The sequence below is a fragment of the Duganella rivi genome (genome assembly GCF_009857435.1).
GTDB lineage: Bacteria > Pseudomonadota > Gammaproteobacteria > Burkholderiales > Burkholderiaceae_D > Rugamonas > Rugamonas rivi.
The window spans coordinates 429,908-455,460 of sequence record NZ_WWCK01000004.1; the positions used below are offsets into that span (position 1 = coordinate 429,908).

A 25,553-nucleotide genomic window follows, 5' to 3' on the forward strand; every position below is an offset into this window, starting at 1 on the left:
CCTTATTCGATAGCACTCACTTCATTTACCTACTATTGCTCCATATCATGCACTGCAAATCAAGTTCAGACTATTTTATGAAACGCTACTCCCTGCTTGTAGCTGCGCCACAAAACACATATTATTAACCTATAGGTGAAATGTCCTCCTACGCTGTCATTGAGAGCGGAAAGTACAATGTGCTGGCGCTGGGTCATGTAGCGGATGATTTCAGCACCACTTTCCCCGCACTCACCTTCCTCCAGACACTGGCATCGTCTGCCCAGTACGGCGCTAGCGCGAAGGGTTTTAAGAAGCTATTTCAACGCTACGCTGATGGTGGACGCAGTAAATTGACCGCCGAACTGTTTCACGAAGTCGATAAGGACAAAGGCATTTGGGAGTTCGTCAAAGGCGATTTACGCTTATTCTGTTTCGTGATCGGGAACAACGTGATTCTGACCAATGGCACGATCAAGAAGTCACAAAAAGTCGATCAAGCAGAAGTGAGCATCGCCATCAGGTGTAAAGCCCAATTCCGCCTCAACCATTAGGACGATCATGAGCAACCCCGCATTAAACTGGTACAGCACCTTAGCCTCCGACGATCTCGATGACTTGAAGCTGGATTTTGCTATTGCCATTGAGCGCGCACTTGTTAACGCAGGCAAGAAGCGCGCTGATCTGGCACGAGAATTGGGCGTTTCCCCCTCCCGAATTACGGCAATCTTACGAGGGGAGGAAAACCTAACGATGGAAGTAATGCACAAACTGGCGGTCGCTGTCGGCTACAAAATCCGCATCGACATTAGCCCGGCAAGCGCCACTGAACGGCGCGAAGATTTTTCCATATCATAATTCGCGAACCGAGTGTTTTACCTAATTCCAGCTTGGTGCTGACGAACCGAGGCTTGCGGCTGGGCGGGACCAAGCCATCGGTGCACCATCGATGGTGACTGGCGGAAGGTAACGGCGGGCTGGGCCCCATTCGGATTGTTCGAGCTGCGGCGCGTAGTCGTTGTCGGACGTGGGCGCCATTGGAGTGGTGGTCTGCATCGGTGCTGTTGACGGGACGTCGGTGAGCAGCTTGGCGGTGCGGGCTAGTGAGAGGCGGGCTTGCAGGGTGCGGGCTTCGTGCAGGCGAGCGATCAGTGCGCGGACTGTGGCGGCGGCCATGAGGTAGCCGGTGGCGTGGTCCAGGGCTTGGACGGGTAGCGCAACGGGCTTGGTGGCGCCCTGTTGCTGCATGCCGTGGTAGGCGATGCCGCTGCTCATTTGCACCAGGCTGTCGAAGCCGCGACGGCCAGCCAACGGGCCGGTCCAGCCGTAAGCGTCGAGTGCGACGTCGATTAAGCGCGGATTCAGTTGGCGTCGCATTCGTTTGCCGAAGCCGAGGCGCTCTAACGCGTCGGGGCGGTAGCCGTGTACCAACACATCGGCTTCCGCCAGCAAGCCGGCGAACACGGCGCGATCCGCCGCTTGCGCCAGATCCAGTCGCGCGCAGCGTTTGCCGAGGGTGACTTCGGGGATGACGCCCGGCTCGTTCCAGCCAGGCGGATCGATGCGCAGCACGTCCGCGCCGTAACCGGCCAGGAAACGGGTTGCCACCGGGCCGGCCAGCACGCGCGTCAGATCCAGTACTTTCAATCCGGCTAGCGGGCGGTCGGCCATCCACGGCCATGCGCGCTGTCCGGCCGCGTTGCCGGCGCCGCTCACGTCGGCAAACGCGATCAATGCCTCTTGCGCGACAGCTTGACCCTGCGGATGTGCGCGCCACTCGTCCATCGAACGCATCATCGCTGCGCAGCCGCCTTGCGCGATGAAGGCCTCCTCTAAGTCCAGGCCGCGCCAGCGGGACACGGCTTGCGCGACCGTCTCACGGTCTTCGGCGCATCCAAGCACCGCCAGCGCTGCGGCGCGATGATGAGGTGCGTTGGTGTGCAGGCGTATCCAGCCATCGGCGGTGGCGTAATCGCCTGCCACGCTGTCCCACAACGGCGGCCGCTCCCACCCCACAGGGTGTAACGACCAGCTGAACCACATGGAGGCAAGACGCTGATCGACAGTCACACAGGCTGCCGGTGCGCCCTGCGCGACCATCAACTGCTGCACGGCCAATGCCGCCGCGCCGACCGAAGCCGCCGCGAGATCGGTCACGGCAAAGTACGATGGCAATGCGCCCTCGCCCACAATCTGCACGGCGCCCAACGCCGATGACGGCAAGTCCAGTGCAGACCAAATGGCGTTCAGCAGATGATCAGACATGTCGGCTCCCGATAAGTTATGCTTGGTCTCAGCTTAGGGCTGCGTGTCCGCAAGCGTCAATCTTGACTTGAAGTGTCAACATAGGAAGTGGAAATGGTCTGGATGACCGCCGCAGAAGCTTTGGACGTGCTCAACGTTCGCCCGCAAACGCTGTACGCCAATGTCAGCCGGGGAAAAATCCGCGCCAAGCCGGATGACGATGATCCGCGCCGCAGCCTGTATCACCGCGACGATGTGCTGCGCATGGCGCGCCGCGCCAACGGGCGGCGCAAAGTGGAAATCGTCTCCAGCGAGGCGATGCAATATGGCGATCCGGTGCTGCCGTCATCGATCTCCACCGCCGCGGACGGCAAGTTGCTCTACCGCGGCCACGATGCCGCCACACTAGCCGAAAACACCAGCCTCGAAGACATCGCCGCCCTGCTGTGGGAATGCGATGCCGCCGAAGCGGCTGCACTCTGGCCCGCCAGCGCCAGCCTCCCCACCGCGCCGGCGCCGGCAGCGCAGAGCGCGCCTGAGAGCGCACTTGCCGCTGGCCTGCTCGCGCTCGCGCGCCGCAGCGCTGTGGATGCGCCATCGCTGGGCCGCGCGCCAGCCGATCTGCGCGCCGAAGCCGCCCAAGTCCTCGTCTCTCTGGTAGACGCCATGACCGGCCGTTCCGACGCCGGCTCCATCAGCACCCGCCTCGCCCACGCATGGCAAGTCCCGCAGCACGAAGACTTGATCCGCCGCGCCCTCGTGCTGATGGCCGATCACGAACTAAACGCCTCCACCTTCGCCACCCGCGTCGCCATCTCGACTGGCGCCTCGCTGGCCGCTGGCGTGCTCGCCGGCTTCACCACCCTCACCGGCCCGCTGCACGGCGGCGCAGCAAAAGAATTCGCCCAGCTCATCGCCCACGCGCAAGCCGACAACGCCAGCAGCGCCGTCGCCAACTGGCTCGCCAGCAAGCGCCCGCTACCCGCCTTCGGCCATCCGCTTTACAGCGACGGCGATTTGCGCGCCCGAGCCCTGCTCAAGCACCTACCGAAACTTAAACCATATGAAGAGTTGGCCGCAACCGCCGAACAGCAGGCCGGTGAACTACCGAATATCGACTACGCGCTCGCGCTGCTAACCGCGCACTGCGGCCTGCCGAAAGACGCACCGTTTATCTTGTTTGCTGTGGGTCGCTGCGTCGGCTGGTTGGCACACGCCCTGGAGCAAGTGCAAGCCAACCGCCTGATCCGGCCGCGAGCCCGCTACACGGGGCCCGCCGCCATCATCAGCGCAGGAATTTATTGATGGTGGCCATGGTGGCCAGGTCGGGATTCATAAACTGGAATCCGATTTTGAAATGGTCGCCGCTGAAGATGCAGTAGTTCACCCGCGACTGGCAGCTCAGGATCTGCGCCCTGCCCTCGACGAACAGCTCGAACGACACCATGCCCACCTCACCGGTCGCCAATTTGTTGTCGAACGTGAGCGACACCCCGGCCGCACTGATATCCAGCGTGCGCCCCTGCTTGGGCGGCATGCCATCCATCACCACGACTGCTTTGGAACGCACGATCTTACGCGCGCCTGACCTTTGATCGACTAACACTTTCTTGTCCTCTTATTACGCAAAATGCACTATTAACGATTACAACACATAACAATACATCGTTATTGGATTTCGCGCAGCTTATTGAAGGCATCATCGATTCGGTCAACACTAATAATTGTCATCCCTTCAATCGGCTGCTTGGGCGCATTGGCGCTCGGGATCATGGCAATCGAGAAACCGAGCTTGGCCGCCTCGCGCAGGCGCTCTTGCCCGCGCGGCGCCGGACGGATCTCGCCCGCCAAGCCCACCTCGCCAAACACCACGAAACCGCGCGGCAGCGGCTTGCTGCGCATCGAGGAATTAATTGCAAGCAACACCGCCAAGTCGGCGGCCGGCTCGGTAATCTTGACGCCGCCCACCGCGTTGATGAACACGTCCTGATCGAACGCGGCAATCCCGGCATGGCGATGCAGCACCGCTAGCAGCATCGCCAGGCGATTCTGCTCCAGGCCGACCGACAAGCGGCGCGCGTTTGGCTGGTGGCTGGCATCGACCAGTGCCTGGATCTCCACCAGCAGCGGCCGCGTGCCCTCCTGCGTCACCATCACGCAGGAGCCGGGCACTTGATTATCGTGCTGCGACAGGAACAGCGCCGACGGATTCGACACGCCCTTCAAGCCTTTCTCGGTCATGGCAAACACGCCCAGCTCGTTGACCGCGCCGAAACGGTTTTTAATCGCCCGCACCAAGCGGAAGCTCGAATGGTTATCGCCTTCGAAGTACAGCACGGTATCGACGATGTGCTCCAGCACGCGCGGCCCAGCCAGCGCGCCTTCCTTGGTGACGTGGCCAACCAGAATGATGGTCACGCCGGTTTGTTTGGCCGCGCGCGTCAATTGCGCCGCGCACTCGCGCACCTGCGCCACCGAACCCGGCGCAGAACTTAAAGCATCGGAATACAGCGTCTGGATCGAATCGATCACCGCCACTTCCGGCTTGAGATCGGCCAAGGTGCCGAGGATTTTCTCCAGCTGGATTTCAGCCTGCAATTTCAGATCGCGGGCATCGATGGCCAGGCGCTTAGCGCGCAAGGCGATCTGCGCGCCCGACTCCTCGCCGGACACGTACAGCACCTTCTTCATGTGCGACACATTGGCCAGCGCCTGCAACAGCAGCGTCGATTTGCCGATGCCGGGATCGCCGCCGATCAGCACCACGCCGCCCGACACCAGGCCGCCGCCCAGCACGCGGTCAAATTCCTCGATGCCGGTGCCGAAGCGCGGTACGTCGATCGCATCGATATCGGCCAGCGACAGCACCGGCGCGGTCTGCGCCAGCGCCAGGTGGGCCGGCTGCGAGTAGCGGTTGTTGCCACCGGCCTCGATGACGGTCTCCACCATGGTGTTCCACTGCTGGCAGGACGAACACTGGCCAGTCCATTTAGTGGAAGTGCCGCCGCACTCGCTACAGGTGTAATTGGTTTTTGCCTTTGCCATGCTTCAACCCTCGACCACAGGCACGCGCTGCGTCAGCGCACACATCAGCTCATAGCCGATGGTGCCGGCCGCAACCGCCACCTCGTCGATAGGCAAGCCCTGCCCCCACAGCACGACCTTGCTGCCGATGCGCGCATTCGGCAGGCCGGTCAGATCCACGGTCAGCATATCCATCGACACGCGGCCAACCAGGCGGGTGCGCACGCCGTCCACCACCACCGGCGTGCCGAGCGGCGCAACGCGCGGGTAGCCGTCGGCATAGCCGCAGGCCACCACGCCGATGCGCATCGGGCCTTCGGCCTGGAAGCGGCTGCCGTAGCCGACCACCTCGCCGGCGGCAATATCTTGCACGCCGATGATCTCGCTGCTCAAGGTCATGGTCGGTTGCAGGCCGAATTCCTCGGCGCTGCCGCCACCCGGCGTGCCGCCGTACAGCATGATGCCGGGACGCACCCAGTCATTCTGCAAATGTTCATTGTGCAGCAGCACGCCGGCCGAATTCGACAGGCTGCGCGCGCCCGGCAGTCCAGCCGCACCCAGCTCGAAGCGACGGATTTGCTCGGTAATCGGCAGCAGCGGATGGTCGACATCGTCGGCATTGGCAAAGTGCGTCATCAAGGTGATGCTGCCGACGCAGGAAATCGCCAACAGGCGCGCATGCGCAGCCGCGAACGCCTCCGGCATAAAGCCGAGACGATTCATGCCGGTATTCATTTTCAAATGCAGATCGAAGCGGATGCCGCGCGCGCTCAACTGCGGCGCCACCGCTTCCAGCCATTCCAGCTGCTCATTGCAGTGCACTGCCGCTTGCAGGTCGTAGCCCGCCATGGTGTGCAAATCGGCCGGACTGAAGAAACCCTCCAATAATAAAATCGGCTTCTTCCAGCCCAGTTCGCGCAGCTTGACGGCGTTGTCGAACTCGATCAGCGCGAGGCCGTCGGCAGCGGCAAAACCGCGCATCGCGCGTTCCAGTCCGTGGCCGTATCCATTGGCTTTCAGCACGCCCCACGCCTTGGCGCCCGGCGATTTGGCCTTGGCCAGCGCCAAGTTATGCTTCATGGAATCAATGTGAATAGTTGCTAGGATCGGCCTTGGCATGACGACATTTACAGCTGAGCGCTGGGTAAATAATGAAGCCGCCATTTTACCAAGAGCGCGCCCAGAAGGACTGCTCAATTCTTGGGGATACGAACAAAGCATGGTATAAAGCAAGCCAGATAAGTTTTCAGGCTATCCCAGAATGAATCGTGGTTTCTATACCATCATGGCAGCGCAGTTCTTTTCGTCCCTCGCGGACAATGCGTTGCTGTTTGTTGCGATCGACCTGCTGGTCAACATGAAATCACCGGGGTGGATTACGCCGCTCCTGAAGCTTTCATTTACCCTCTTTTACGTGCTGTTAGCGGCATTTGTCGGCGCTTTTGCTGATTCGATGCCCAAAGGCAAGGTTATGTTCATCTCCAACCTGATCAAGGTTGGCGGTTGCCTGCTGATTTTCGCGCACGTTCATCCCCTGCTCGCTTATGCCATCGTCGGTTTTGGCGCCGCGGTCTACTCGCCTGCCAAGTACGGCATCCTCACCGAATTGCTGCCGGCCGAAAAACTCGTGGCCGCCAATGGCTGGGTGGAAGGCTTGACCGTGCTGTCGATTATCTTCGGCACGGTGATGGGCGGGGCGCTGGTAGGCGGCCGCGTCTCCGGTTTCCTGCTGGGCTTTGACATGCCGCTGATCGACACCGGCATCGAAACGCCGACCCAGGCCGCGCTGTGCGTGGTGGTCGGCATTTACATGCTGGCGGCGCTGTTCAATACCCGCATCCCGGACACCGGCTGCGTCTACGGCCACCAGGAGCGCAATCCGATCAAGCTGATCAGCGATTTCGCCAACTGCTTCGGCCTGCTCTGGAAAGACAAACTGGGCCAGATTTCGCTGGGCGTGACCACCCTGTTCTGGGGCGCGGCGCAGACCTTGCAGTTCATCGTGCTGGAATGGGCTAACCGCACGCTGCACCTGACTTACGAGCAATCGACCAGCCTGGTCGGCGTGGTGGCGATTGGCGTGGCGGCCGGCGCGGTGATTTCGGCGCGCTTTATTTCGCTGCGCAAGTCGCTGACGGTAATCCCGGTCGGCATCGCCATGGGCGTGATTGTGATGTGCATGACCATGGTGAACTCGGTTGCCATCGCCTACCCGCTGCTGATTCTGGTTGGCCTGCTGGGCGGCTTCTTCCTGGTGCCGATGAATGCGCTGTTGCAGCACCGTGGCCACGTGCTGATGAGCGCGGGTCACTCGATTGCGGTGCAGAATTTCAATGAGAATTTGTCGATCCTGACCATGCTGGCCATGTACTCGCTGATGCTGCGCGCGCACCTGAATCTGGACATCATCATTCTGCTGTTTGGCCTGTTCCTGGCCGGCACCATGTTGTATATCATGCGTCGCCATCAAGCGAATCAGCGCGAATTTGATTCGGTCGCGCTGATCGGCGAAGCCAAGCACTAAGCGGGCAGCACGCCTTCGTGACGGCGCTGCGCGGCTTGCGCGCGCCAATCGTCGGGGACGACAAATCCCCGGCGCTCTTCTACCAGCCAATCCCCTACTGTACGCAATGCCGCGACCATGATGGGCACGGTGGCGTCCTGCAATGCAGCCAGCAGCAGTGTTTTGTCGATGCCGGCCTGCGTTTTCAGCGGCGCCAGCCAGCTCAGGCGCGGCATGACGGCGTACTGCTGCTCGGGCAGATCTTGCGCTTGTTCCTGGGTGATCCAGAAGCCGTGGCAGTGCTGCTGGGTGATGCCTTGCATGGCCATGACGCCGTCTGGATAGAACAGCCAGCCTTTGACCAAGGCTTGCGCCCGCGCGACCGGCTGCGGCAACAGCGCTTGCGCGGCGGGGTGCTGCGCCAGCGACAGCTGCTTGTCGAAGATTTTGCGCATCTTGGCGCCTAGCGTGTCGGCCAGATTGGGGCCGATGAGGCCGTTGAAATCGGCAGCAGTGCTGTTGGCGTCCAGCAGGTAGAACTTGGTGGCGAATTCGATGTGGACGAGGTGATTGCCTTCGTTGAGCAGGAAGTCGAATTCGCCAATGGTGTCGGTACGGTCGGCGCGGACTTGCAGGCCGTGGGCGTGCAGTTGGCCGTGTTCTTTGAAATAGAAGGCCATCAGCTTTTCAGCGTAGAGGCCCAGGCGTGAGTAGTGTTTGTTGCCAAGGGATGCCAGCAGCGGCGCGGGATCTTGCTCCAGTGCGGCTAACCAGCCGATGGTGGCCGGCGCGATCGGGCCGAGCGAGGCGATGCGGCCTTCCCAGTGCGGCGAGCGGGGATCGAGCAAATCCGGCGCGTCGAGCAGCCAGGCCAGCGCGCGCACGTGCGGATTGGTCAGATGCGGCCAGCGGTTTTCAAACTGCGCCTGGAACGCGCCGATTGGCTCGGCGGCCGGGACGCCGGGCGCGGCGGGGACGCCCGGCGACTGGTCAGGCATGGCTGGCTTTCGCCAGGCACAGGTCAGCCCACGCCTTGGCTTTGTCTTCCGGCTTGCGCAGCAGATCGTCCGGGTGGTAGGTGGCGACGACTGGCAATTGCTTCTCGCCGTAATGCATTACCTTGCCGCGCGCGGCTGGGCCCATCATCAGGCCTTTGGCGGCGAATTGGCCAAAGGTCATGGCCATGCGGGCGCCGGTCAGCGCCAGCTCGCGATCCAGGAAGGGACGGCAGGCGATCACTTCGTCGGCGCTCGGATGGCGGTCGGCGCCGTCCGGCGTTGATGGGCGGCATTTGACCACGCTGGTCACGTAGACATCAGACTCTGGTTTGAGTTCGATGGCCTTCAGCATGTTGTGCAGCAGCTGGCCTGCGTCGCCGGCGACGGCTTGCTTGTCTTTTTCGTCCAGGCGCGATGGGGCGCCGCTGATGGCGATCCACGTGGCGTTTTCAGCGCCGCGGCCAGTGACGGCGTTGCGCCGTGTTTCGCACAGGGTGCAGCGGGTGCAGCTGGCAACGGCGGCTTGCAGCGCCGCCCAGTCCATGGCGGCGATCGCTTCTTCGCTGACTGGCGCGGCGCGCGCCGGGGCTGGCGCGTCGTCGAACCACGCCATCGAGTCGTCATCCGACGCCGACGCCACGACCGGTGCAGGCGGCGCGATGATCGCAGCGGGCACGGGCACGGGCGCAGGCACAGGTGCCGGCGGCGCGGGCTGCTCGGCAATCACGGGCACGGCCGGCGCGGACTCAGGCGCGACAACTGGCGCGGCAACTGGCGCTGCAACTGGCGGGGCGATAGCGGCGGAATGCTCGTCGGCCAGCGCTTGCACGGCGGCGGTGAACGAATCGGCCGCTTCGGCCTCCTCAGCTACTACCGCTACCGCAGCATTACGCGCCTTCCATTGCACGCCGATGCCCATCTCTTGCAGGAATACCGCACTCCGTGCCGACTGACTCATATGCCAAACCGCATCACAATTGCGTCCTCGCGTTGCCCGTTCGCCGCCGGATAGTAACCCTTGCGGCGGCCGATCTGTTTAAATCCATAGCGCTCGTAAATCTGCAGCGCCCGCGTATTCGATGGCCGCACTTCCAGCAGCACCGACTCCATGCCCAGGCCGCGCGAACATGCCACGGCCTGATTCAGCAGGAACCGGCCCAAGCCCTGCCCCTGCTTCTCAGCCGATACCGCCACGTTGAGCAAGTGAGCCTCGTCCACCACCGCCATCAGCAAAAAGTAGCCGAGCAAATCGCCGTCACGATCGCGCAATACCCACGCCTCGTAATTGCTGCGCAAGGAATCTTCAAAATTGGCCATGCTCCACGGATGCGGATACACGCTCTGCTCGAGCGCATACACGTCCGCCAAATCGGCCTTCTGCATCGGCTCGTAATTGAGCCGGGCCAGATCCCAAACAGGTGCCGTCATGCGCCAGCTTCCTTGGTGGCGGCCATCTCGCGGCGCTCGGCCTGCGTGTAGGCGACCTTGTTACGCAGGTACAGCGGCTGGGCATCCGCCGCAGCCACCGTGCGGCCCGCTGCAAACGCCACCGCCGCCAGCTGCGCGATCTGCTCTGCATGCGGCATCACCTCGGCGTAGCCGCCTGCCGGGAAAGCCTCCGCATACGCCGTCAAGCCATTGCCGCACGCGACCGGCGAACCTTGCGCCTGCACGTCGCCGGGCGCCGACAGCACTGGCGGCAACACCGCCACCGGCTGGCCGTCTTCAAATTGGTACTGCGCCCAATAGACCTCGCCCATGCGCGCATCGAGCACCACCAGCACCTCGGCGGCGCCGTGCTGCCGATGGCAGGCCAGCGCCATGGCGTCCAGGGTCACCACCGGCACGGCAGGCAGCTTGCCGCCAAACGCCAGCCCCTGCGCCACGCCGCAGGCGGTACGCACGCCGGTGAAGGAACCGGGGCCGGAACCGTAGGCGACGGCGTCGCACTCTTGCAAAGTAATGCCGGCTTCGGCCAGCAATTCTTGAATCATCGGCAAAACCGACTGGGAATGGGTACGCACGCCGTTCGAGACGCGGCTAATGACGGCATCGCCCCGCAGCAGAGCGCAGGAGGCGGTTTCGGACGAGGTTTCAATGGCAAGAATGTTAGGCATCCCGTATTTTAACCCGGCGCGCTGGCAGGCGCGACCCCGCGCGGGGAGGTAGAATACGCGTTTGAGCGCTGAGCGCGCCGTTTGCTGATCTGATTATGGCTAGCCTGACCCTGAATTCCGAAAACCGCGAAGAAGTGGCCGCCGCCCTTGCCGGCGACCGCTGGATCGTCGCCTGCCTGTGCGCCGCGTGGTGCGGCACCTGCGCCACCTACCGCGCCACCTTCGACGAGGTGTCCGAGCGCCACCCGGACAAATTCTTCGTCTGGATCGACATCGAAGACCACGCCGACATCGTCGGCGATCTGGACGTGGAAAACTTCCCTACCCTGCTGATCCAGCACCACGAGCTGGTAGCCTTCTTCGGCACCATGCTGCCGGACGCCGGCATCGCCAACCGCCTGGTGCAGTCGACCGCCGCGCAAAGCGACGAAGACCTGCAAGAACTCATCATCAACAATGAAGAGCGCGCCCAGTGGCAGCGCGAGTGCAACCTGCGCACCCTGCTGCGCGACGCACTCTAAAGCGTTAGTGGGAGGCTGCGAAGCCGTTTGCCAGTCAGCTTGAAGACCGCGTTGGCGACCGCCGGCGCGATAGGCGGCGTGGCCGGTTCGCCCATCCCTTCCGGGTGCGCGGCGCTTGGCAAGATGATGGTCTCCACTTCCGGCGCCTGGTTCAGGCGCACGACCGGATAGTCATGGAAGTTGGATTGCTCAACCTTGCCATCCTTGATGGTGACCGCGCCAAACAGCGCCGCCGACAAGCCAAACACCACACCCGATTCGGCCTGCTGCGCGATGATGTTGGGATTGACCGCCAGTCCGCAATCGACTGCGCACACCACGCGGTGCACGCGAATCTCCGTGCCCTCCACCGACACCTCCGCCACCTGCGCGACGATGGTGCCGAACGACTGGTGCAGCGCCACGCCGTGCGCGCGGCCTTCCGGCGCAGCGCCGGCTTTCGCTACCGCCGCATTCAGCACCGCCAGGTGGCGCGGGTGCTGGGCCAGCAACTCGCGCCGGAACGCCACGCTATCCTTGCCCGCCGCATGCGCCAGTTCGTCGATGAAGCTCTCTTTGAAGAAGGCGTTGTGCGAGTGGCCGACCGAACGCCAGTAGCCAAGCGGCACCGCACTATCCACAATCACATGGCGGATGCGCTGATTGGCGAAGTGGTACTGCATATCGAATTCGCCTTCGGCCGTGGTCTTGTCAGGGCCGCCCGGCGGCAAGCCGAGATTCCGCTGGAAGAACTGGTGCGAGATCGCGCCGCTGGCCGACTTGTTGTCGTAGCCCAGCACATTGCCCTTGGCGTCCAGCGTGGCGCTGAAGCGCGCCAGTGACGCCGGGCGATATACGTCGTGGGTGGTGTCGTCTTCGCGCGTCCAAATCAGCTGCACCGGGTAGCCGTCGGCCTGCCTGGCGATGGCGACGGCTTGGGCGATCATGTCCACATCGAGCCTGCGGCCAAAGCCGCCGCCCAGCATGGTCACGGTCAGCACCACGTTGTCGGCCGAAACGCCGCCGACCTTGGCCGCCACGTCCACCGCAAATCCCGGCGACTGCGTCGGCGCCCACAAGTACACCTTGCCATCCTTGACCTGCGCGGTGCAGTTGACCGGCTCCATCGCCGCATGCGCAAGATACGGCGCGCGGTACTCGGCCTGCACGGTCTTGGCAACGCCTGCGGCCTTGCCTTCCACCGCATCCATATTGCCGGCCTTGTAGTAGGCGAAGCCGTCTTCCTTATCCAGCTTGGCCGCAAATTCGGCGTAGATGGCGGCGCTGGACAGGCCGGCCAGCGGGCCGTCGTTCCACTTGATGTCCAGCGCCAGCGCGGCCTGCCTGGCCTGCCAGTAGCTCTTGGCGATGACCGCGACGCCAGCACCGGCGCCGGTTTTCTCCGGCAGCGCTCCGGCGTAATCAACCACTTTCAACACGCCCGGCATCTTCAACACGGCGGCGCTATTAACGCTGCCCACCGTGCCGCCAATCACCGGCGACATGCGCACCGACGCATACAGCATGCCCGGCGGACGCACATCGATGCCGAAGATCGCAGTACCATTCACCTTGGACGGCGTGTCGCGGCGCGGCTGCGGATGGCCGATTAATTTGAATTCTTCAGGAGATTTAAGGCGTACCTTATCCGGCTTGGCGGTAACGGCTTTCTGCGCCAGCGCAGCGTAGGCCAGCTTGCGGCCATCGGCATGGATCACGTGGCCGTCCATGGTGCGGCAGTCTTCAACGCGCGCATTCCACTCGGCGGCGGCAGCGGCGACCAGCATGGCGCGCGCAGTGGCGCCGGCTTCGCGCATCGGCTCCCACGCATCCTTCACGCTGGAAGAACCGCCGGTAATAATCAATCCCAGCTCGCGCGCGACCTTGCCGACTACCCAGCTGACGGTACTTTTTAGACGACCGGTATCGTCGGGATGGAACGGCAGCCCGTCCTTGAGCATGGCGATATTGCCGAAGATTTTATCGATAGGCGCTTGCACCACCATCACGGCGGACAGCGGCACGTCCATTTCTTCGGCCACCAGCATCGGCAAGGCGGTATGCACGCCCTGCCCCATTTCGCTGCGCGGCATGGCCACGCTGACGGTGCCGTCTTTATTGATGCCCACCCAGCCGTTCAGCGCAACGCTGTCAGCGCCTAGCGGCAGCGGGTGTGATCCATTGAGGCGCTGGCGCGGCGGCATCACGCCCCAGCCAACCACCAATGCACCTGTTACCGCGAGACCGCCCAAGATGAAGCGGCGGCGCGATGGCTTTTTCGCTCCCTGCATAACGTCTCCTAGGTCTTATTATTTTTGCCAGCGTGTCAGCATATCATCAGCGGCCAGCGGACGGCTATAGAAGTAGCCCTGCGCCAGATTACAACCGTGGCGCAGCAGGAACGCGGCCTGTTCTTCGGTCTCCACGCCTTCCGCAATCACCGACAGATTCATGCTCTTGCCCAGCTGGATAATCGCAATCGCAATCGCCTCGTCATTGACGTCGGTCGAGATGTCCTTGATGAAGGAGCGGTCAATCTTCAGCGTCTGCACCGGCAGCTGCTTCAGGTAGGCCAGCGAAGAGTAGCCGGTGCCGAAATCGTCAATCGCCAGCGCCACGCCGATCGAGTGCAAGTCGTTGATGAAGACCATGGCGTCGCCGGTGTTCATAATCACCGACTCGGTCACTTCCAGCTGCAAGCGCTGCGGCTCCAGTCCCGTGTCGCGCAGAATATCCGCCACCATGTTGACGATCGAGCCGCGCTCAAATTGTTTGGCCGAGAGGTTGACCGCGATTTTCGGCACATGCAAACCGGCTTCCTGCCAGCGCACCATCTGGCGGCAGGCCTCGTGCAGCACCCACTTGCCCAACTGGTTGATGAAGCCCGTATCCTCGGCCAGCGGAATGAAACGGATCGGCGGGATCAAGCCCAGTTCCGGGTGATTCCAGCGCACCAGCGCTTCCACGCCGATCAGGCGGCCGGTGTCGATTTCGACTTGCGGCTGGTAGTTGAGGAAGATCTCGTCCTTCTCGATGGAGCGGCGCAGGAAGGTCTCGAGGCGCAGGCGCTCGACGCCCTCGCCCGTCATCGACGGTGCGTAGAAGCTGAAGCCATTGCGGCCACGCGCCTTGGCTTGGTACATGGCCACATCGGCGTTACGGATCAGCATATTCAAATCGGAAGCATCGTCCGGGAACAAGCTGATACCCACGCTGCAGGTCACGAACAATTCGTGGCCGGCCACCATGAACGGCTGCTCGAACATCTGCACCAGTTTTTCCGCCACTTGGCTGGCGCCGTACTGGTTGTCGATATCTTCCAGCAGCACGATGAATTCGTCGCCGCCGAGACGCGCCAGCGTATCGCCTTCCCGCAGGCGGTCTTGCAGCGCCTTGGCGACTTGCTTGAGCAGCTCGTCGCCGATGTGGTGGCCCAGCGTGTCGTTGACGTTCTTGAAGCGGTCAAGGTCGATAAACAGCAGCGCCAATTGTTCGCCATCGCGCGAGGCGCGCTGCAAGGCGTGCTGCAGACGGTCGTGGAATAGCAGGCGGTTCGGCAGCGCGGTCAATGGATCGTGGTGCGCCAGGTGATCGAGCTTTTCCTGCGACTCCTTGGCCTTGGTGATGTCGCTGAACACGCCGACGTAGTGCGTGGCCTCGCCGCCAGGATCGCGCACCGCGCTCACGGTCAGGAACTCCAGATACAGATCGCCGTTTTTGCGCAGGCTCCACAACTCGCCGCGCCAGAAGCCGTTCACCAGCTGTTCGCGCCATATCTCATCGTAGAACGCCGCGTCGTGACGGCCGGAGCGCGTCAGCGTGCGGTCTTTGCCTACTGCTTCGGCCTCGGTGTAGCCGGTGATCAGCGTGAAGGCCGGATTGACTGCCACGATAGTGCCTTGCGCATCCAGCACCACCACGCCGTCGGCAATGTGCTCGATCACGGTGGCGGACAGGCGCAGTTTTTCTTCGGCTTCCTTGCGCGCGGTGATGTCGGCAAACACCCAGATGCTGCCCTCGTTGGCGCGGTTGCTGTCCAGCGCATAGCCGCTGACCATGCACCAGAACAGGCTACCGTCCTTGCGGCGGTACTGGCGTTCTTCGCTGAAGTAATCGCCCTGCGACAGCGACGGATACTGGCGCGCACCCGACGATTCATAGTCGAAGGCGTTCAGGAACAGCATCGAGGTCGAGCCGCCGGTCATCACCCCTGGCTCGTAGCCGAACAATTCTTCGCAGCGGCGGTTGACCGACACGATGGTGCGGTGACGCACGAACATCACGCCGAACATCACGTTATCGAGAATCGCGCTTTGCTCGGCCAGCAGCGCCTCGATGCGCATTTCATTGTGCTTGCGCTGGCTGATGTCGGAGATGATGCCGTCCACCCACGGCGCATCGCGGTCGCCGTCCGACGGCTGCGGCTGGCCGTTTTCCTGCACCCAGCGCTCGGCGCCGGAGGCGTCCAGGATGCGGTATTCGATTTCGTAAGGCTGGCCGTCGCGGATCGCCTGGCCGATCACGCGGCGCTGCTTCTTGCGGTCTTCCGGCGCGATCAGATTAGTCCACGAATGGGTCGTGCTGCGCATGAACTGCGCAGCCGAGTAGCCGGAGATGTCTTCTATCGTATCGGACACGAAATCAATCGGGCCGTCGGGACGGAAGCGGAACACCGCGCCCGGCACCTGCGTGACGATGGTGCGGAAGCGCTCCTCGCGCTGGCCGATGTCTTCAAACAAGCGCTTGATCGCCACCCGCATCTGCTCCAGCTGCTGCGCCAGGCGGCCCAGTTCATCGCTGCCGGTGACGTCGAGACGGGTTTCGAAATCGCCGTGCGACAGGCGGTCGGAGAAGCGCATCAGCTTGCGCAGCGGTTTAATCAGGCGGGAATTCAGGAACAGCACAATCAACAGCAGCGACACCGTCAACTGCGCCGCCAGCACGAACACGTAGGACAGCTGCTTCTCGCGCAGCTCCTGCTGGCTGCGTGCGTCGTCCATTTCAACCATGATGCGGCCGATGCGCTCACCGCGCACCAGGATCTCGCGCTCGGCGCGATAAACGTTTCCACTGGCCACGCGCGGCGAGCGCACGTGCATGAACTGGGTGTCGGCCTGGCCGACCACCTGCACTTGCAGCACCGAGCGGTCGCGCATCACCGATTCGACCAGCGAGTGGGCCGATTCGGCGTTCATATTCCACAGGGATTCCTGCATGCCCAGCGCGAGGATGTCGGCGTTGCGCTGCAAGGATTCGTTGAGGGCCACGCGCGCCGACTGCTGCTCGTGCACGCCGATCAGCAAGTAGCTGCCGATGATGGCCGGGATCACCAGGCCGCCAAATACCACCAGCAACAGCGCGCCATAGATGGACAGACCGTACAACGCGCTCAGGCGGGCGCGCATTCGCTTATAAAGAGTACTAGTCATGCACCAGCGCAGCGTCGTAATTAATTGGCATCATCGTTATGAAAGTTGTTACGTATTCGTTACTTGATTGTTACTTCATGGGAATTATGCACGGAAAAGTAGGTAAAAAGTGACGGCACGAGCAAAAATCGCTTAAGCGCGCTATGATCGCGACTCTTTTTCACACACATAGGAATCGCCATGACCACCTTCTCGATGTACTCCGCCTCCATTCCTGTGTTCAAGCAGATCCTCAACAGCCTGTACGCCATCCTGGAAAAGGCCGAGGCCCACGCTGCCGACAAGAAGATCGATCCGAACGCGCTGCTGCAATACCGCCTGTTCCCGGACATGCTGCCGTTCACCCGCCAGATTCAAATCGCTTGCGACTTCGCCAAGGGCGCAGCGGCGCGCCTCGGCGGCCTGGACGTGCCGTCGTATGAAGATAAGGAAACCACGTTTGCTGAATTGAAGGCGCGCATTACCAAGACGCTGGACTACATCAACAGCGTGCCGCAAGCCGCTATCGAAGGCAGCGAAGGCCGCGCCATCACCACCGGCAGCGGCGAGAAGACCAAGCACTTCGTGGGCCAGACCTACCTGTTCCACTACGCGCTGCCGCACTTCTACTTCCACGCTACCACCGCATACGACATCCTGCGCCACAACGGCCTGGAAATCGGCAAGAAGGACTTTATCGGCAGCTATTAATCAGGTGTTCCGGCGCGGGTAGCCCTGCGCCAGAATGCGCTGCCAGACGACCTCTTTCTGCTCGGTCGTCATGGCAACCCAGTGCGCCACCTCGACCACCGTGCGGCCGCAGCCGCGGCAGATTTCATCAAAGGTGGTCGAGCATACCGCCACGCACGGCGTGTCGGGACGAATCGGCAAATCGCTCATGGCTTCTCCATGAGTTTGTCCCAGCCCTCGTGGCCCAGTTGTTCCAGCTTCTCGATATTCTTATCGAAAATGTCAGACGCATCGGGGAAAGCTTCCACCGCGCGGTCGATGCTGTCTTCGCGCAGCAGGTGCAGCGTTGGGTAAGGCGAGCGGTTGGTGTAGTTGCCGATGTCGTTTTCATCGGTATCGGCAAACTGGTACTGCGGGTGGAAACTGGCCACTTGCAGGAAACCGTCCAGGCCGAGGTCTTCCAGCGCAGCGTCGGCGACATCGAGGAATTCGTTGTAGTCGAAGAAATCGGTCAGTACATTCGGGTGGATCAGCAGCGTGGTGTCGATTTTTTCAGGATCGGCGTCGGCCAGATACTGCAATTCCTCCATCAACTTTTCCAGCAGCTCTTCCGGCGTTTCCGCCTCGCTCACGACGTAACGCACTTGCTTCTTCACGTGCACGGCCTTGGCGAACGGGCACAGGTTCAGGCCGATGACGGCCTTTTCCATCCAGTGAACGGTGTCGGCGATGACCACGTCGCGATCGATGGGACTACTCATATTGCTCTTCCTCGGTGACTACTCAAAAACAGGATTGTACGCAAATTTGCTGCGATCTCGGCCTTATTTACTGCGAATTATTGCTTATAAGAATTAGTCATATGATTGACATATTTCTTGACTCGACCGAGTGACCTTCGTACACTCCACGTTTAATTCATAGTCCACGCGATGTTTCTTGTCGCCAACCATGGAAAACTATGCAAGCACGAATTTCTAAATCGGCACTATTGACGGCACTGATCGCGCTACTCGCGCCGGTGCTGGCCCAGGCGCACGATGAGGCGCCGAGCCTGCCAACGGTCACTACCGCGCTATCTCCCCTGCCTAAAGCTCCCCTCCCCGACCTCACCTCCCCGAAATTGATCAAACCGGCCAAAGCGGTCGATGAAGAGGCTTTCCGTGAAAAAGACGTCTGGGGCCGCATCCGCAGCGGCTACGCGATTCCCGATGTGAATAACGAGCTGGTTGCCAAGCACGTTAATTGGTACGCCACCCGCCCGGACTACATCGCCCGCACCACCGCGCGCGCTTCGCTGTACCTGTTCCACGTTGTGTCCGAACTGGAAAAGCGCAATATGCCGACCGAACTGGCGCTGCTGCCGTTCATCGAATCCGCCTTCAACCCGAACGCCCTGTCCAGCGCCAACGCGGCCGGCATGTGGCAGTTCGTGCCGGGCACCGGCCGCGATTTCAACCTGAAGCAAGACGCCTTCAAGGACGAGCGCCGCGGCATCCTGGCCTCGACCGACGCCGCCCTCACCTACTTGCAGCGCCTGTACGATATGTTCGGCGACTGGCAACTGGCGCTGGCCGCCTACAACTGGGGCGAAGGCTCGGTGCAAAAAGCCATCAAGCGCAACCAGGCGGCCGGCAAGCCGACCGACTTTGAAAGCCTGGCCGACAACATGCCGGCCGAAACCCGCAACTACGTGCCAAAACTGCAAGCGGTGAAGAACATCGTCGCCAACCCGCAGCAATTCGGCCTGAGCCTGCCGGCCATCGACAACAAGCCGTACTTCACGGCCGTCGACAAGACCAGCGATATCGACCTGACCGTGGCGGCCCACCTGGCCGAACTGTCGGTCGATGAATTCAAGGCCCTGAACCCGCAATTCAAGCGCCCGGTCATCACCGGCGACGAGCAGACCAAAATCCTGCTGCCCAAGGAAAACGCCGAGAAGTTCCACCTGAACCTGGCACAATGGACTAAAGAGCTGTCGACCTGGACTACCCACAAAATCACCAGCGCGCGCGAAAGCATCGGTTCGCTGGCGTCGCGCTTCCACACTTCGCCTGAAGTGATTCGTCAAGCCAACAACATCCCGCAGAAATCGGTGCTGAAAGCCGGCTCCACCATCCTGGTGCCGAAAATTTCCACCTCGGTCAGCCGCGACATCGCGCCGGAAGTGGCCGACTCCGCCACCATGGCCTTCGAAGCGGAGCGCACCAGCGCCGCGAAAAGCGCCAACAAGGGCTACAAGCAAGCCAAGGCCAGCAAGTCGGACAAAGCCGCGCCGGTGGCCCTCGTCAAGGCCCGCGTGTCGCGCGACACCGCCAAATCCAAGCCTCACCGCAAGACCAATCATTGACAAAGGTTGCAGTTGCGGCGGTCTCGCCCTACAATCTCGGTCTTAAAAAAACACAACCCACTGCCGTGCCAGCCAGCTCCTCACCCGGGGCCAGCTGGAGCACGCAGTCGCAATCGGAGTCCCTATGGCGTTCTTGCAAGGCAAAAAAATCCTCATTACTGGTTTGCTGTCGAACCGTTCCATCGCTTACGGTATCGCCAAGGCTTGCCAACGCGAAGGCGCCGAACTGGCGTTCACCTATGTCGGCGAACGTTTCAAGGATCGCATCACGGAATTCGCCGCTGAATTCGGCAGCAACCTGGTGTTCGACTGCGACGTCAGCAGCGATGAGCAAATCGAAGCGCTGTTCGCCGACCTCGGCAAGAGCTGGGATCGCCTCGACGGCCTGGTGCACGCGATCGGCTTTGCGCCGCGCGAAGCCATCGCCGGTGAATTCCTCGACGGCCTGACCCGCGAAAACTTCCGCATCGCCCACGACATCTCGGCTTACAGCTTCCCGGCCATGGCCAAGGCTGCGCTGCCGCTGCTGAAAGAAGGCTCGTCGGTGCTGACCCTGTCCTACCTGGGCGCGGTGCGCGCGATCCCGTACTACAACACCATGGGCCTGGCCAAAGCCTCGCTGGAAGCGTCGGTACGCTACCTGGCGGAAAACCTGGGCAAGCTGGGCATCCGCTCGAACGGCATCTCGGCCGGCCCGATCAAGACCTTGGCCGCTTCCGGCATCAAGGACTTCGGCAAGCTGCTGGGCTTTGCCTCGTCGCACGCGCCGCTGCGCCGCAACGTCACCATCGAAGAAGTCGGCAACACTGCGGCCTTCCTGCTGTCGGATCTGGCCTCGGGCATCACCGGCGAAATCACCTACGTCGATGGCGGCTTCTCGCATGTCATGGGCCTGAACGCGGAAGACTACACCTGATCCCCGCGTTACTGCGTCACACAAAAAGCCCTGCTTGCAGGGCTTTTTGCTAATTCAGGGTCAGCTCTGTCATTTGGACACCGACGCGCATACCTTGATGAATATCAAACTGCGCATCGTATTGTTGATGTTTTTATTCTTCCGGCGGGTACCATGCATCGGACAGAGGATGCACCAAGACATTACCTAGCTCCGGCTGAGCTTCCAGCCATGCCTGCACTGCTTCACGATCTGCATCGCTGGCGGATGACCTATCCATAGCCTGGATATAGGCGCCGCTCAAATTACCTCCCATCCCCAAGCCGCGCGCTTCGACAACCTGCTCGAGGAAGGCGTCGACGATGGCGTCATACCGTTCACCACTGCAGGCAGCGTCAACTGTTGCTTCAAAGCTGAAGCCAAACTCCTGGAACTCTTCGAGATGCAACTTCTTACGCAGTCTCGCACTGCGACGTCTTTTACTTGGAATTGCCATATCACCATCTGTTTCTGATTATGCTAGCAGCATAGCAACTTAAACTTTTGACCAACGTGATCGCCATCACCACGCGATCCAAATTAAAAAAGTCGCATATTGAGCTAGATCAAAAGTGCGCGCCGCTTGTCCAAATGACAGAGCTGACCCTAAATTTAGCTTAACTTGTTGTTCAGAAGATATCCTTCCGCCTGAAAACTGTTTATACTTTCTGAAAATATAAACAACATTCAAACCAGGGCAGCAAGTGAACAGAATGATCACGCCGGATCCGGCACGCATGCGTAAAGTGCTTTTCATCCTCAGCGAACTGGAGGATGACGACGTCGAATGGCTGGCCAACTCGGGCGACCGCCTGCGCTATCCCGTCGGCGCCGAACTCATCCCCTGCGGGAGCATGGTGGACAGCATTTATTTTGTGCTGGACGGTACGTTTTCCGTGCTGGCGCGCAATGGCGACGTGGTCGCCGAACTGCATAGCGGCGAAATCATCGGCGAAATGTCGCTGGTCGATCCGGCCCGCACCACCGCCTCGGTGCTGGCCAACGCCGGCGCGGCGGCGCTGCGCGTGTCGCACGCCCGCCTGCGCGACAAGCTCAGCGACGATGCCCGGTTTGCCGCCCGCTTTTACCGCGCCCTGACGGTGTTCATGTCGGCGCGCATCCGCCACACCACCAGCCTGTTCGGCCAGGACGGCCAGCCGGCCGAGCCGCTCGCCAACGCGATCAGCGAGGCACAGCTGGAAAAAGCCCATTTGGCCAGCATGCGCTTCGAACGGCTGCTGAAACGGCTCGCCGGCTAAGTGCGCTATACAAGAGAGCCAAACTAAGGCATAATAGCTGGCTAGCACTGATACGCCCTTCGATAGCAAATCGATAGCGATAGTTCAGCCAGAGTTATTTAGCAGCATCGCAGCCTCAGCGCATCATTCTGATGCCCTTATAAAGCCCTCCCGCCTTTGGTGTCGTCATTTGAGACACCGTCCCGGCGCAAAGCTTTTGTGCCGAAATTTCTTTCGATTTTGATTGAGTCATTTCGTTTTGGTAGGCGTTGCTATTTCGCGTTCCGTAGTTAAGCGTGAACGCTGATTTTTACGAAAGAAAAGCATGACATTTGAAGCACTAGGTCTCAACACGTCCATCATTAAAGCCCTGACCGACGCCGGCTACACCGCGCCGACTCCAGTTCAGCAGCAGGCAGTACCTGCCGCGATCGCAGGCAAGGACTTGTTGGTATCCTCCCAAACCGGTTCCGGCAAGACTGCAGCCTTCATGCTGCCGTCGCTGCACCGTTTGGCCGCTATCGAGCCGGCGCCTGCCGGCAAAACCCCTAATCAAGAAGCGCAAGCCGCCCGTGCCCGTAACGAGCGTCCACGTTTCAAAGCTGCCCAGCCCAAAATGCTGGTGCTGACCCCAACCCGCGAACTGGCGTTGCAAGTCACCACCAACACCGACAAATACAGCGTCAACCTGCGCCGCATCAAGGCCGTGTCGATCCTGGGCGGTATGCCTTACCCTAAGCAGATGCAACTGCTGGCCAAGAATCCTGAGATTCTGGTCGCGACCCCAGGCCGTCTGATCGACCACATGGAATCGGGCAAGATCGACTTCTCGCAACTGGAAATCCTGGTGCTGGACGAAGCCGACCGCATGCTGGACATGGGCTTCATCGACGACATCGAGAAAATCGTTGCCGCCACCCCTGAAGGCCGTCAAACCATGCTGTTCTCGGCCACGCTGGACGGCGTAGTGGGCAACATGGCGCGCCGCATCACCAAAGATCCGCAAGTGATCCAGATCATGAGCGCGGCCAACAAGCACGAAAACATCACCCAGCGCGTGCACTTTGTCGACGACCTGTCGCACAAAAACCGCCTGCTGGATCACCTGCTGCGCGACGAGTCGCTGGATCAAGCCGTGGTCTTCACCGCCACCAAGCGTGACGCCGATACCATCGCCGACCGCCTGAACATCGCCGGTTTCTCGGCAGCTGCGCTGCACGGCGACATGCACCAGGGCGCGCGTAACCGCACGCTGGAAAGCCTGCGCCGCGGCCAGGTGAAGATCCTGATCGCCACCGACGTTGCCGCGCGCGGTATCGACGTGCCGACCATCACCCACGTGTTCAACTACGATCTGCCGAAGTTCCCGGAAGACTACGTGCACCGCATCGGCCGCACCGGCCGCGCTGGCCGCAACGGTCAAGCCATCTCGCTGGTGAACCACGCTGAAGGCATGCACGTGAAACGCATCGAGCGCTTCACCAAGCAGCTGATTCCGGTGAATGTGGTTGAAGGCTATGAGCCGAAGAAAACCGGTTCCGCACCACGCACCTCGCGTCCGGGCGGCTGGAAACCAGGCGACAACCGTGGCGGCCAGAAACCAGGCCAGCGTTCGTTCAGCAAACCTAGCGGCGCACCACGCCGTGACGGCGTCGCTGGCTCGAGCGAAGGCTACAAAGGCCCGGGCTTCAAAGCCAACAATCCGTACAACAGCGACCGTCCACGTCGCAGCTACGGCGACCGTTAATCCGGCTCGCTAGCTAAAAAAGCCACCAGCCTGAACGCGCTCAAGATCGCGCTCAGTTCTGGTGGCTTTTTTTATTCGGATTTCGCGCGCGTGGCTAGCGCCACCACGGCGGCGCCGGCGGCGACCACCAGTGCATCCTCAATCAATCCGCTACTGGTTTGGCCGATGCAAGACATGGCGCGCTTGCGGCCGGCCAGCGTCAGGTAGGCTAGCGGCACGGCGGTAGCCACCGCGACTGCCGCCCCGGCCTTCTCCCGCCCCTGCGGCGCCAGCGCCGCGCCGGCAATGCCGGCGCTCAGCACCCGCGCCAGCAGGCCGAGGAAAACCGTACGGTCGGGCGCGCTCTTCATCTTATCCCCGGCCAATTCCCCAGCCCCCATGGCCAGCGCGCCGAGCTTGAACACGGGATTGTCCAGCAAGACCAGTTTGCCGCTGGTTTCGCGGTCGGCGAGGCGCGCTGCCGCCAGGGTGGCCATCGGCGTCATCGACCGCGCGCTTGCCACAGCGCCAATCAAAGCGGAAGAAAGCAAGCTGCGATCATTCATTTTTATCTCCGGTGAGTGAAGCGTACAGCCTCACTCTAGGCGCTATTCTTGGCCTCCTCCGTTAGCCAACTAGCACAAGCGCGCAACGGCCTCCTTTACTTCAGCACGGCCTCTACGTCGACAATATCTACGCCTTGCAGTTGGCCGAGCCACGAGTCAAACCATGGCTTGTGGGTGGCGCCGACGATGGAAAGGACACGGGCGCCGGGCCGTTCACGGAAGGTTTCGCGGATGTTGGCGACCATGCGAAGGTTGCGGATTTCCCAGCCGGCCACCCACATTTGCGGATAGCCTTCCGGCGACTTAGCGCGGAGCGCGGCGCGGACGTTGCCGTCGGCACGGATGCGCAATCCAGCCGGGTCGTTGAGCTCGCGATACAGCGGCAGTAGGTCTGCTTCCAATGCGCGCGCGTCCTGCTGTTTGTCTTGCGCCTGCAAGGCCGCACCGCCGGCTTTCCATGCCGCTTCGACTGAGCGGCCGAACGCTTTTTCATCGGCCACCATGATGTTGTCGCCGGTGTGGTTGTCGGTCGCGTACACGCGTTGCAGTCCCAAGCGCACGGCCAAGCGCGAGCCGATCAGGTAGTTCTCATTGTTATTGGCGGCGATCTTGGTGAGTTTCTCGACCAGCACCGAATTCAGGCCATCGCCGGCACGGCGTTCCGCGGCCGGCAAATGCAGCCATTGCACATAAGCCGAGGGGCGATCGTTCGCGGCGAGGAATAGCGCGGCCAGGTGGCGTCGTTGCGCCGGCGTCGGCTGTGACGGCCATGTTTTGAGCGTTTGCTCGACTTCGGCAATGGCGGCGGTGAGATCCAGCCCGGTGGCAGCCTTGGCGTCGTCCGTTGGCGCGCAATAATCAGCGCCGTACTTCGCCCGCTGGCGCGCGGCAAGATCGCACTCTTCGCCGGGCAAGGACTCGATGGTGATGATGTCCGGCTTGAATGCCGCCAGCCGGTTCAGCACACTGTCCAGTGCGGCGGGATTAAAGGTTTTCGGCAACTGGCTCAAGTGCATGGTTCCCAGCACCAGCACCTGCGATCGCGGCCCGGCCATATCCCGATCCAGCGTCGCCAAGTCACCCTGCGCTTGCGCCGCCAGCGGCAGCATCAATCCCAACATCACCTTCACCAATTTACCCATGCAGCTCTCCCCAGATTAAAGAGCCGCCAGTGTAAAAAAGGTCAGCGCCACTGGGCATGGGTTTTCGACAGGACGTCGATTCCGTGGATCAGAATGCTAAGTGATATTTTTTTATTAATATTAGTGCTGCT

General features: G+C 61.5%; 25 protein-coding genes. 10 read left to right on the forward strand and 15 right to left on the reverse strand.

Annotation, left to right across the window (positions count from 1 at the left end; genetic code table 11):
* The first annotated feature begins 140 nt into the window (after positions 1-140).
* The gene (locus GTP45_RS14430) at positions 141-533 is read left to right on the forward strand and encodes a type II toxin-antitoxin system RelE/ParE family toxin (protein WP_161014565.1); all 393 of its coding nucleotides are present in this window, start codon (positions 141-143) and stop codon (positions 531-533) included.
* 7 nt (positions 534-540) lie between these two features.
* On the forward strand, positions 541-837 hold the full coding sequence (locus GTP45_RS14435) for a helix-turn-helix domain-containing protein (RefSeq protein WP_161014566.1): 297 nt from the start codon (positions 541-543) through the stop codon (positions 835-837).
* Positions 838-858: 21 nt separating this feature from the next.
* Here the strand turns inward: GTP45_RS14435 and GTP45_RS14440 are convergent, their stop codons facing one another.
* Positions 859-2,244, reverse strand: coding sequence for a CoA transferase (locus tag GTP45_RS14440; RefSeq protein ID WP_161014567.1), 1,386 nt, complete (start codon positions 2,242-2,244; stop codon positions 859-861).
* Positions 2,245-2,337: 93 nt separating this feature from the next.
* Between GTP45_RS14440 and GTP45_RS14445 the strand changes: the two genes are divergently transcribed.
* Positions 2,338-3,528, forward strand: a complete 1,191-nt coding sequence (locus GTP45_RS14445; RefSeq protein WP_161014568.1) for a citrate/2-methylcitrate synthase — start codon at positions 2,338-2,340, stop codon at positions 3,526-3,528.
* On the opposite strand, the gene GTP45_RS14450 is transcribed toward GTP45_RS14445, so the two are convergent.
* The 3 genes from GTP45_RS14450 to alr all read right to left on the reverse strand — a co-directional run bounded on the left by GTP45_RS14450 (position 3,509) and on the right by alr (position 6,366).
* Entirely contained in the window at positions 3,509-3,793 is a 285-nt protein-coding gene (locus tag GTP45_RS14450) for a PilZ domain-containing protein (RefSeq protein ID WP_371874455.1), read from the reverse strand. The two genes, GTP45_RS14445 and GTP45_RS14450, sit on opposite strands and share 20 nt — an antisense overlap.
* A 98-nt stretch (positions 3,794-3,891) precedes the next feature.
* Positions 3,892-5,268, reverse strand: a complete 1,377-nt coding sequence (gene radA, locus GTP45_RS14455; RefSeq protein WP_161014570.1) for a DNA repair protein RadA — start codon at positions 5,266-5,268, stop codon at positions 3,892-3,894.
* A gap of 3 nt (positions 5,269-5,271) precedes the next feature.
* The gene (gene alr / locus GTP45_RS14460) at positions 5,272-6,366 is read right to left on the reverse strand and encodes an alanine racemase (protein WP_161014571.1); all 1,095 of its coding nucleotides are present in this window, start codon (positions 6,364-6,366) and stop codon (positions 5,272-5,274) included.
* 142 nt (positions 6,367-6,508) lie between these two features.
* Between alr and lplT the strand changes: the two genes are divergently transcribed.
* Positions 6,509-7,771, forward strand: a complete 1,263-nt coding sequence (gene lplT, locus GTP45_RS14465) for a lysophospholipid transporter LplT (protein ID WP_161014572.1) — start codon at positions 6,509-6,511, stop codon at positions 7,769-7,771.
* Here lplT and GTP45_RS14470 read toward each other — a convergent pair.
* The 4 genes from GTP45_RS14470 to tsaB are packed head-to-tail and all read right to left on the reverse strand — an operon-like array spanning position 7,768 to position 10,865.
* The gene (locus GTP45_RS14470) at positions 7,768-8,748 is read right to left on the reverse strand and encodes a DUF1853 family protein (protein WP_161014573.1); all 981 of its coding nucleotides are present in this window, start codon (positions 8,746-8,748) and stop codon (positions 7,768-7,770) included. The genes lplT and GTP45_RS14470 overlap by 4 nt on opposite strands.
* Positions 8,741-9,706 (reverse strand): uracil-DNA glycosylase, encoded by a 966-nt coding sequence (locus GTP45_RS14475; RefSeq protein WP_161014574.1) that lies wholly within the window; start codon positions 9,704-9,706, stop codon positions 8,741-8,743. The genes GTP45_RS14470 and GTP45_RS14475 overlap by 8 nt, the downstream gene beginning before the upstream one ends.
* Complete coding sequence (gene rimI / locus GTP45_RS14480; RefSeq protein ID WP_161014575.1) at positions 9,703-10,176, reverse strand: ribosomal protein S18-alanine N-acetyltransferase; 474 nt, start codon at positions 10,174-10,176, stop codon at positions 9,703-9,705. The genes GTP45_RS14475 and rimI overlap by 4 nt, the downstream gene beginning before the upstream one ends.
* Complete coding sequence (gene tsaB, locus GTP45_RS14485) at positions 10,173-10,865, reverse strand: tRNA (adenosine(37)-N6)-threonylcarbamoyltransferase complex dimerization subunit type 1 TsaB (RefSeq protein ID WP_161014576.1); 693 nt, start codon at positions 10,863-10,865, stop codon at positions 10,173-10,175. Before tsaB ends, rimI begins: the two co-directional genes overlap by 4 nt.
* 95 nt (positions 10,866-10,960) lie before the next feature.
* Here tsaB and GTP45_RS14490 point away from each other — a divergent pair, with 95 nt between their 5' ends.
* Positions 10,961-11,386: a thioredoxin family protein gene (locus GTP45_RS14490; RefSeq protein ID WP_161014577.1), complete on the forward strand. Its 426-nt coding sequence runs from the start codon at positions 10,961-10,963 to the stop codon at positions 11,384-11,386.
* Here GTP45_RS14490 and GTP45_RS14495 read toward each other — a convergent pair.
* Positions 11,383-13,656, reverse strand: coding sequence for a xanthine dehydrogenase family protein molybdopterin-binding subunit (locus GTP45_RS14495; RefSeq protein WP_161014578.1), 2,274 nt, complete (start codon positions 13,654-13,656; stop codon positions 11,383-11,385). The two genes, GTP45_RS14490 and GTP45_RS14495, sit on opposite strands and share 4 nt — an antisense overlap.
* A gap of 18 nt (positions 13,657-13,674) precedes the next feature.
* Positions 13,675-16,794 (reverse strand): bifunctional diguanylate cyclase/phosphodiesterase, encoded by a 3,120-nt coding sequence (locus GTP45_RS14500; RefSeq protein WP_161014579.1) that lies wholly within the window; start codon positions 16,792-16,794, stop codon positions 13,675-13,677.
* Between the two features lie 180 nt (positions 16,795-16,974).
* Here GTP45_RS14500 and GTP45_RS14505 point away from each other — a divergent pair, with 180 nt between their 5' ends.
* Positions 16,975-17,484: a DUF1993 domain-containing protein gene (locus GTP45_RS14505; RefSeq protein WP_161014580.1), complete on the forward strand. Its 510-nt coding sequence runs from the start codon at positions 16,975-16,977 to the stop codon at positions 17,482-17,484.
* Here GTP45_RS14505 and GTP45_RS14510 read toward each other — a convergent pair whose 3' ends face one another.
* Positions 17,485-17,673, reverse strand: a complete 189-nt coding sequence (locus GTP45_RS14510) for a DUF1289 domain-containing protein (RefSeq protein ID WP_161014581.1) — start codon at positions 17,671-17,673, stop codon at positions 17,485-17,487.
* Entirely contained in the window at positions 17,670-18,224 is a 555-nt protein-coding gene (locus GTP45_RS14515) for a DUF1415 domain-containing protein (RefSeq protein WP_161014582.1), read from the reverse strand. The genes GTP45_RS14510 and GTP45_RS14515 overlap by 4 nt, the downstream gene beginning before the upstream one ends.
* A 200-nt stretch (positions 18,225-18,424) precedes the next feature.
* Here GTP45_RS14515 and GTP45_RS14520 point away from each other — a divergent pair, with 200 nt between their 5' ends.
* Together GTP45_RS14520 and fabI are read left to right on the forward strand one after the other, a co-directional pair.
* Positions 18,425-19,816: a transglycosylase SLT domain-containing protein gene (locus tag GTP45_RS14520; protein ID WP_161014583.1), complete on the forward strand. Its 1,392-nt coding sequence runs from the start codon at positions 18,425-18,427 to the stop codon at positions 19,814-19,816.
* Positions 19,817-19,940: 124 nt separating this feature from the next.
* Positions 19,941-20,732 (forward strand): enoyl-ACP reductase FabI, encoded by a 792-nt coding sequence (gene fabI / locus GTP45_RS14525; RefSeq protein ID WP_161014584.1) that lies wholly within the window; start codon positions 19,941-19,943, stop codon positions 20,730-20,732.
* A 133-nt stretch (positions 20,733-20,865) separates the two neighbouring features.
* Here the strand turns inward: fabI and GTP45_RS14530 are convergent, their stop codons facing one another.
* Positions 20,866-21,207 carry a YggL 50S ribosome-binding family protein gene (locus GTP45_RS14530; protein ID WP_161014585.1) on the reverse strand — a complete coding sequence of 114 codons (342 nt, stop codon included), beginning with the start codon at positions 21,205-21,207 and terminating at the stop codon, positions 20,866-20,868.
* 280 nt (positions 21,208-21,487) lie between these two features.
* Here GTP45_RS14530 and GTP45_RS14535 point away from each other — a divergent pair, with 280 nt between their 5' ends.
* Both GTP45_RS14535 and GTP45_RS14540 read left to right on the forward strand, forming a co-directional pair.
* The gene (locus GTP45_RS14535) at positions 21,488-22,009 is read left to right on the forward strand and encodes a cyclic nucleotide-binding domain-containing protein (protein WP_161014586.1); all 522 of its coding nucleotides are present in this window, start codon (positions 21,488-21,490) and stop codon (positions 22,007-22,009) included.
* 304 nt (positions 22,010-22,313) lie between these two features.
* Positions 22,314-23,735: a DEAD/DEAH box helicase gene (locus GTP45_RS14540; protein ID WP_161014587.1), complete on the forward strand. Its 1,422-nt coding sequence runs from the start codon at positions 22,314-22,316 to the stop codon at positions 23,733-23,735.
* Positions 23,736-23,806: 71 nt separating this feature from the next.
* Here the strand turns inward: GTP45_RS14540 and GTP45_RS14545 are convergent, their stop codons facing one another.
* Together GTP45_RS14545 and GTP45_RS14550 are read right to left on the reverse strand one after the other, a co-directional pair.
* A complete protein-coding gene (locus tag GTP45_RS14545; RefSeq protein ID WP_161014588.1) occupies positions 23,807-24,280 on the reverse strand; it encodes a hypothetical protein in 474 nt (157 codons plus the stop codon).
* Between the two features lie 95 nt (positions 24,281-24,375).
* Positions 24,376-25,422 carry a DUF5694 domain-containing protein gene (locus GTP45_RS14550; protein ID WP_217363359.1) on the reverse strand — a complete coding sequence of 349 codons (1,047 nt, stop codon included), beginning with the start codon at positions 25,420-25,422 and terminating at the stop codon, positions 24,376-24,378.
* Between the last annotated feature and the right edge of the window lie 131 nt (positions 25,423-25,553).